We start from the raw sequence: 7,860 nt of genomic DNA, 5'->3' as shown, positions 1-7,860 counted from the left end.
GGCCCGCCCCGCGCCTCCCGTCCGAGGCGTGGTCGCGTCCACCGCACCGGCGCGGTCCGCGCGACGGTCCAGCACACAGTGCCCGCTCCACAGGGTCCCTCCGCCGACCGCGAGCATCTGCCGCCACCGCTCCCGCGCGACCGCCGGGTCGTGGGGCTTGCCGTAGAGGGTGCCGTCGACCTCGAAGGCGGAGTCGCCCCCGAACACGAACCCGTCGACCGGTCGCCCGGCGACCTCCGAGTCGGCGACGGCAGAGGCCTTCGCGACGGCGAGCAACGACACGAGCTCCGGACCGGTCAGCTGCCGGCCGAGCGTGGCCTCGTGCGCGGCGACCGCGGCGTCCTCGTCGACCCCCGGTGCCACGAGCACGGGCTCGATGCCGGTCTGGGCGAGCAGGGCACGGCGGGCGGGGGAGGTACTCGCGAGGTACAGACGCATGGGAATATCGAACCATGGGTGAATCCGTCGGAACGCTGCTCGAACTCGACGTCACCGGGATCGCCCACGGCGGCATCTCGGTGGCACGGCACGAGGGGCGTGTGGTCTTCGTCTCGGACGCGATCCCGGGCGAGCGCGTCACCGCACGCGTGACCGAGGACCGCAAGAAGTCGTTCTGGCGCGCGGACACCGTGTCGGTGGAGCAGCCGAGCGAGCACCGCGTCGACCACGTCTGGCCCGAGGCGGCGCTCGACCGCGACCCCGCCGCCCGCGCGGGCGGTGCCGAGTTCGGCCACATCGCCCTCGCCCACCAGCGCACGCTCAAGCACGACGTCCTGGTCGACGCGTTCGCCCGCTTCGCCCGGACCGACCTCGCCGAGGTGCTCGGACACGACGTCGTCGTCGAGGCGGTCCCCGGCGACGACGAGGCGAACGGCACGGGATGGCGCACCCGGGTCCGCCTGCACGTCGACGCCGACGGCACCCCCGGACCCTTCGCCGCGCGGTCGCACACCGTCGTCCCCGTGTCCTCCCTGCCGCTGGTGACCGCCGCGGTGCAGGAGAGCGCCCCGCTGGGCCGTGGGTCGATGCCGGGCGCCTCGGTCGTCGACGTCCTCGCGCCGAGCGGCTCGGGGGTTGCCCGGCTCGTGATCGACGAGCAGAAGCCGACCGTGGTGACCGAGGTCGTCGGGGAGCGCACCTTCCAGGTGGACGACAACGGCTTCTGGCAGGTGCACCGGCAGGCTCCGGCGGTCCTGACCGCGGCGGTGCAGGACCTCGTCGACCGTGACCGGCTCGACCCGGAGGGGCACCACCTCGACCTCTACGGCGGGGTCGGGCTGCTCGGGGCGGCGATCGGGGACCTGGTCGGGCCGCGCGCGAAGCTGACGAGCGTGGAGGGGTCCGAGCGGGCCACCGAGCACGCACAGGAGAACCTCGCGGAGTGGATCGGTGCCCGTGCGGAGACCGGTCGCGTCGACCGCTGGCTCGCCCGCACCGCCGCCGGGGCCTCGCAGCCGGAGCGCGCCCGCCTCCGCGCCGGCACCGTCGTCCTGGACCCGCCGCGGTCCGGCGCAGGCCGGGAGGTCGCCGTGCAGATCGCGGCGCTGCAGCCCGCACAGGTCGTCTACGTCGCCTGCGACCCGGTGGCGCTCGCCCGCGACGTGGCGACGTTCGCGGACCTCGGCTACCGACTCGAGGCGCTCCGCGCGTTCGACCTCTTCCCGCACACCCACCACCTCGAGGCCGTGGCGCGCCTGGTGCCGGTGGCCTGACCGGGCACGACCTCGGCGCGTCCTGCGTCCAGGACCTCGAACCTGGGTCGGACCTGGGTATCCTTGGCCGGTGATGACGACCCGGTTTCAGGGGCCGGGCCGCGCATCGGAACGAGAGGCCACCGTGGCAGCAGCAACGACACCCACCACCGGGACGACCGACGACGTGCAGACCGGACCGGTCCGCGTCGCGATCGTCGACGACCACGAGTCCGTGCGGCTCGGCATCCAGGCCGCGTGCCAGAACGAGGGCTTCGAGGTCGTCCTCACGGCAGCGAGCGTGCCCGAGTACGTCCGGGAGCTCGGCGACCGCGAGGTCGACGTCGTCGTCCTCGACCTGTCGCTCGGCGACGGCTCGACCGTGACCGAGAACGTCAAGGGTGTGCAGGGCACCGGGTCGGCCGTGCTCGTGCACTCGATCGCCGACCGCGTCGCGAACGTGCGCGAGGCCCTCGCCGCCGGAGCCGCCGGGGTCATCCCGAAGTCGTCCGCGACGAAGACCGTCATGGCCGCCGTGGCGACCGTCGCCCGCGGGGACGTCCTGAACAACCTCGAGTGGGCGAGTGCGATCGACGCCGACCGGGACTTCGCCAAGGCGCAGCTCGGCCGCCGCGAGCGGGAGATCCTCCACCTCTACGCCTCGGGCCTGCCGCTCAAGCTCGCCGCGCAGCAGCTCGGCATCGGCTACTCGACGGCGCGCGAGTACCTCGACCGCATCCGCGTGAAGTACGTCGAGGTCGGCCGACCCGCGCCGACCAAGGTCGACCTCCTCCGCCGTGCGGTCGAGGACGGCATCCTGCCCGGTCTCGACTCGGGGATCGACCCCGACACCGACGGCCGCTGACGCCGATGTCGGTCGCGTCCGGGGCGGTGCCGGGGTCCGGTCCCGGTGCGGCTGGTGCGGCGTCCGGGCCCGGTGCTGTGTCCCGCGCGACGTCGGGGCCCGGTCCGGCGTCGCCCGCCGGCGCGCTGTCGTCGTCCGGCACGGGATCGCCGTTCGGGGTCGACCCGTCGCGGAACGTCCGGGCCACGATCACCCAGGCGTCGGTCGAACGGGCGTTCACGATCCTGCTCGCCATGGGCGCGGTCGGGCTCGGTGTCGTGGACGCTCCGCAGGTGGTCGGCCAGCTGCCGTCCCTGCACCCGGTGTGGGGTCCGCTGACGGTCGTCGCGCTCGCTGCGTCGTTCGCGTTCGTCGGGGTGGCCGCGTTCCTGCCCCGGCTCGCACAGCCCGCGCAGATCGTCTGTGCGCTGGTGTTCCTCGTCGCGCTCGTCACGTGGCCGCTCACCGTGCAGGACCCGATCCCGCCGACCCAGCAGCCGTGGCCGTGGTGGTTCATCACGATCGGGTCGACCGCAGCGGCGATGGGCTTCGCCCCGTGGCGCGCCACCGTCTACACCGCGCTCGCGCCGGCGGTCTTCGTGGTCATCCGGCTGCTCCCCGTCGGTGGCGGTGTGGGGCTCACGCGCGCCCTGCTCGACGGGGTCTACACCGCGATCCTCAGCGGCGCCGTCCTCGTCATCGCGGTCGTGCTGCGCCGGGCGGCCACCGCGGTCGACGCCGCGCAGGCCACCGCGGTCCGTCGGTACTCGGCGGCCATCCGGGAGCACGCCACCGAGGTCGAGCGGGTGCAGGTCGACGCGATCGTGCACGACAGCGTGCTCACCACCCTGCTCTCGGCCGCACGGGCGGAGACCGTCGACGCGAAGGCACTGGCAGCGCGGATGGCGCGGAACGCCATCGACCACCTCGCGGCAGCGGCGGCTGACACCCCGGGCGCGGCCGCCCCGGTGTCGCTCGTCGACCTCCGAGCCCGCGTCTGCAGCGCCGTGTCCGCGCTCGCTGCGCCCGTCCGGCTCGTGGAACGACGCGTCGACGCCGTCCCGCTGCCCGCCGTCGTCGCCGACGCGCTCGCCTCGGCCGCGCTCCAGGCCGCGGTGAACTCGGTGCAGCACGCGGGGAGCACCGGGGTCGACCGTTGGGTCGTCATCGAGCAGCACGGCGCCGGTGTGCAGATCGAGGTCGTGGACGACGGAGCCGGCTTCGACCCCGCCGGCATCCCCGCCGAACGGCTCGGCGTGCGTCGGTCGATCATCGAGCGCGTCGAGGCCGTCGACGGCACCGCCGAGGTGGTCTCCGCTCCGGGTGCCGGCACCACGGTCCGGCTCGCATGGGCGCCGGGGACGGGGGAGTCCTCGTGAAGGTCTCGCTGCCCACCGGCGTCGCGATCGGTCTCGCCGCGCTCTTCTCGCTCTACCACCTCGTGCTCGCGACGACGACGTTGCCACGGGTGCAGGACATCGCACCGATCATCGCCTGCATGGTCCTCTACGCGGCCGCCACCGGAGTCGCGCTGTTCGCCCCCGGTCGCGCCCTCCCGGTGTGGGCGGCGTGCTTCTCGCTCGCGACCGCCGTGGTCGTGCCGGTCGTCGCCGCGCCGGTCGTGGACCTCCGCTCGGGCCCGGGCTCCTCGACGTGGTGGGTCGCAGCCGTCGGCACGCTGATGGTCGTCCTCGTCGTCCGCGGGAGGGGCTCGTTCGCCTGGGTGGGTGTGGGCTTCCTGACCGTGCACACCGTCGCGTGGGCCGGGCTCGGATCGCTCGGGCAGCTCGGGGTGGCAGCCAGTCTCGGCTGGGTCGCGATCGCCGCGGTGTTCGTGAGCGCGATGAACCGCGCGACCCGGGTCCGTCGCGACTTCACGCGGGCCGAGCAGGAGACCGAGGACTGGCAGGCGGCCCAGGACGCGCACGTGTTCGAACGGCAGTTCCGGCTCAGCCAGACGACGCGCATGGCGCTGCCGATGCTGCAGCGGATCATCGACGCCCACGGCGAGCTGTCGGATGCCGAACGTGACGAGTGCCTCCACCTCGAACAGGCGATCCGCGACGAGATCCGAGGACGCTCGCTGCTCTCCGACGACGTCCGGGCGGAGGTGATGCGGCTCCGCCGGTCCGGCGCGACCGTCCAACTGCACGACGACGGCGGCCTGGACGACCTCGAGGCGGGCGACATGCGGCGGATCCACGCGCAGGTCGCCGACGCCCTGCGGCAGGCACGCGGCGCGGACAACGTGATCGTCCGGACCGTCGCCGAGGGGGCGGACACGGCGGTCACCGTCGTCGGGCTCCGGCTCGACACGGCCGCGAGCGAATCCGCGGCGCTGGGGGTCGGCCTCGACGACGAGGACGGCGACGAGGACGACTCGGTGGCCCTCTGGATGGAGATCCCGCGGCACGTGGCCGTCTGAGCGGGCGGCCTCCGGGCGGGCGCGGCCGGTGTCCGGTCGCCGACGTGGTCGGCAGGGTCACGGCCTGGAGGCACGTGGCCGGTCGCGCACGTCGGCCCGCGTCCGCCGTGGAGCGCCTCGACGATGGCTCGTGAGCAGGGCACACCCCGGAACGGGGAACGGGCCGGTCGGGATCCGACCGGCCCGTTCACGACCCGAGTCTGAGCGACAACCCGAATATCGCCCTGACTCGCAGCGGGCGGTGGCGTCGTACCCTAGTCGGCCACCGTCCAGCGATGTTCTTCAATGAAGGACACCGAACACAGACAATGATGCCGACTCCGACCAGGTGTGTCAGTCGTCATTATGGGGGACAAATCCGGCCGATTCGGGCGACTTCCAGGAATCCTGTCCCCCGGATGAGGGGAGACCGGCCGGGAAGTGCGCCCTGCAACGCGATCCGCGGCCCCCGTGCCAGGGGTACATGGTCGCCCGGATACCCCCGTGCGCACAAGACCGTCCGCGCGGATCGGTCATCGGAGCGATCGAGCCCAGGCCCCGGGTCCGTGCTCGAGCGGTCGGCGCATCCCGCGCGCCGAGGCGTCCCAGCCGGACCGGGGCGATGCGATCACCTCGGCCCGGCCGGCTGCGGCGACCTCGTCGGCCTGGCGCTGGAGCACGGCGACGACCGCCGCGAGTTCCTCGGGGGTCGGCTCGCCGGACACCACCCGCACGTCCGCGACCGATGCCGGGGCGTCGGTCGGGACGGCGGCTGCGTGCTTGCCGCTCACCGAGCGCGACCGTAATGTTCCCGTGCTGGACGGGTCGCCCCCGTCCGTCACCCGATGCGACTGTGATGTTCCCGTGCTGGACGGGTCGCCCCCGTCCGTCACCCGATGCGACTGTGATGTTCCCGTGCTGGACGGGTCGACCGCATCCGTCACAGTGGGATGTTCCCGTGCTTCTTGGGCGGGAGCGAAGCGCGCTTGCCGCGGAGGGCCCGCAGCGCCTTGATCACCGAGACGCGTGTGGCGTGCGGCTGGATGATGCCGTCGAGCTCACCGCGCTCGGCCGCGAGGTACGGGGACGCGACGTTGTAGGTGTACTCGTTCGCGAGCTTGGTGCGCACGGCGGCGACGTCCTCGCCCGCTTCCTCGGCGCGCTTGATCTCCGAGCGGTAGAGGATGTTGACGGCTCCCTGGCCGCCCATCACGGCGATCTCGGCCGTCGGCCACGCCAGGTTGATGTCGGCGCCGAGCTGCTTCGAGCCCATCACGATGTACGCGCCGCCGTACGCCTTGCGGGTGATGACCGTGACGAGCGGCACGGTGGCCTCGGCGTACGCGTACAGGAGCTTCGCGCCGCGGCGGATGACGCCGGTCCACTCCTGGTCGGTGCCGGGCAGGTAGCCGGGCACGTCGACGAGGGTCAGGATCGGGATGCCGAACGCGTCGCAGAACCGGACGAAGCGGGCGGCCTTCTCGCCCGCGTCGATGTTCAACGTGCCGGCCATCGCCTGCGGCTGGTTCGCGATGATGCCGACGGTGCGGCCCTCGACGCGGCCGAAGCCGATCAGGATGTTCGGCGCGAAGAGCGGCTGGACCTCGAGGAACTCGCCGTCGTCGACGACGTGCTCGATGATCGTCGTGACGTCGTACGGCTGGTTCGTGGAGTCGGGGATGACGACGTCGAGTTCGTGGTCGGCGTCGGTCGTCTCGAGCTCGGGCGCGACGTCGTACGCGGGCGGGTCCGAGAGGTTGTTGTCCGGCAGGAAGCCGATCAGCGACCGCGCGTAGTCGAGCGCGTCCGTCTCGTCCTCGGCCAGGTAGTGCGCGACACCCGAGACCTGGTTGTGCGTCTGGGCACCGCCGAGTTCCTCGAAGCCGACGTCCTCGCCCGTGACGGTCTTGATGACGTCCGGCCCGGTGACGAACATGTGGCTGGTCTTGTCGACCATGATCACGAAGTCGGTGAGGGCGGGGGAGTACACGGCACCGCCGGCCGCCGGACCCATCACGATCGAGATCTGCGGGATGACGCCGGACGCCTGGGTGTTCAGGCGGAAGATCTCGCCGTACTTGCCGAGCGCGACCACGCCCTCCTGGATGCGTGCGCCGCCGGAGTCGAGGATGCCGATGATCGGGACGCCGGTCTTCAGCGCGTGCTGCATCACCTTGATGATCTTCTCGCCGGCGACCTCGCCGAGGGAGCCGCCGAAGACGGTGAAGTCCTGCGCGTACACCGCGACGCCCCGGCCGTGGATCGTGCCGACGCCCGTGACGACCGCGTCGCCGTACGGCCGCTTGGCGTCCATGCCGAACGCCGTGGTGCGGTGGCGGACGAACTCGTCGAACTCCACGAAGGAGTTGTCGTCGAGGAGCTGCTCGATGCGCTCCCGGGCGGTGCCCTTGCCCTTCGCGTGCTGCTTCGCGATGGCGGCCTCGCCCGCGGCGGTCACGGCTTCGTGGTACCGGTCGCGGAGGTCGGCGAGCCGACCGGCGGTCGTCGAGAGATCGGGGGTGTCACCTTGAGTCACCCGCTCACCCTACCGGCGGGCCCGACGCCCACGGTTGGAGGTCGTCCACGGTTCCTGCCCGTAGATTGCGTGCATGTCCACACTCGAGTCGTCGTTCCCGGCCACCCGCTCCCAGGTCGACTCCGACGGGGCGACCCTCGTGGTCCCCGCGACGACCGGTTCGACGAACGCGGACCTCCTCGCGGCCGCCGGGGACCTGCCGCACGGCAGCGTGGTGGCGACCCTCGACCAGACCGCCGGCCGCGGGCGGCTCGACCGCTCATGGTCGGCCCCGGCCGGACAGACGCTCGCCGCCAGCCTGCTGGTCCGCGCCGACCTCGAAGACCGCTCGCGCGGCTGGTTGCCGCTCGTCGCGGGGCGCGCGATGCGGGACGCGGTGTCAGCC

Annotated in this window: 8 protein-coding genes; 5 read left to right on the top strand and 3 right to left on the bottom strand. The window is 72.9% G+C overall.

Features of this window, described 5'->3' with window-relative positions:
- Positions 1-438, bottom strand: a 438-nt coding sequence (locus tag ACSW7Y_RS14655) for a Maf family protein (protein WP_438126980.1), incomplete at its 3' end; no start/stop codon positions are given.
- 14 nt (positions 439-452) lie between these two features.
- On the opposite strand from ACSW7Y_RS14655, the gene ACSW7Y_RS14650 reads away from it, so the two are divergent.
- The 4 genes from ACSW7Y_RS14650 to ACSW7Y_RS14635 all read left to right on the top strand — a co-directional run bounded on the left by ACSW7Y_RS14650 (position 453) and on the right by ACSW7Y_RS14635 (position 4,960).
- Positions 453-1,712: a class I SAM-dependent RNA methyltransferase gene (locus ACSW7Y_RS14650; protein ID WP_438126979.1), complete on the top strand. Its 1,260-nt coding sequence runs from the start codon at positions 453-455 to the stop codon at positions 1,710-1,712.
- Between the two features lie 73 nt (positions 1,713-1,785).
- Positions 1,786-2,556, top strand: a complete 771-nt coding sequence (locus ACSW7Y_RS14645) for a response regulator transcription factor (protein WP_438126978.1) — start codon at positions 1,786-1,788, stop codon at positions 2,554-2,556.
- A 77-nt stretch (positions 2,557-2,633) separates the two neighbouring features.
- On the top strand, positions 2,634-3,914 hold the full coding sequence (locus ACSW7Y_RS14640) for a sensor histidine kinase (protein ID WP_438126977.1): 1,281 nt from the start codon (positions 2,634-2,636) through the stop codon (positions 3,912-3,914).
- Entirely contained in the window at positions 3,884-4,960 is a 1,077-nt protein-coding gene (locus ACSW7Y_RS14635) for a hypothetical protein (RefSeq protein WP_438126976.1), read from the top strand. The genes ACSW7Y_RS14640 and ACSW7Y_RS14635 overlap by 31 nt, the downstream gene beginning before the upstream one ends.
- Before the next feature lie 512 nt (positions 4,961-5,472).
- Here ACSW7Y_RS14635 and ACSW7Y_RS14630 read toward each other — a convergent pair.
- Complete coding sequence (locus ACSW7Y_RS14630) at positions 5,473-5,730, bottom strand: acyl-CoA carboxylase subunit epsilon (RefSeq protein WP_438126975.1); 258 nt, start codon at positions 5,728-5,730, stop codon at positions 5,473-5,475.
- A gap of 149 nt (positions 5,731-5,879) precedes the next feature.
- Positions 5,880-7,475, bottom strand: a complete 1,596-nt coding sequence (locus ACSW7Y_RS14625) for an acyl-CoA carboxylase subunit beta (RefSeq protein WP_438126974.1) — start codon at positions 7,473-7,475, stop codon at positions 5,880-5,882.
- A gap of 73 nt (positions 7,476-7,548) precedes the next feature.
- Here ACSW7Y_RS14625 and ACSW7Y_RS14620 point away from each other — a divergent pair.
- A partial coding sequence (locus ACSW7Y_RS14620; RefSeq protein WP_438126973.1) for a biotin--[acetyl-CoA-carboxylase] ligase occupies positions 7,549-7,860 on the top strand: 312 nt, incomplete at its 3' end.

Source organism: Curtobacterium flaccumfaciens (assembly GCF_051548005.1).
Classification (GTDB): domain Bacteria; phylum Actinomycetota; class Actinomycetes; order Actinomycetales; family Microbacteriaceae; genus Curtobacterium.
Note: the sequence above shows the minus strand (reverse complement) of the source record. Positions and strands in the feature narration are given on the sequence as shown.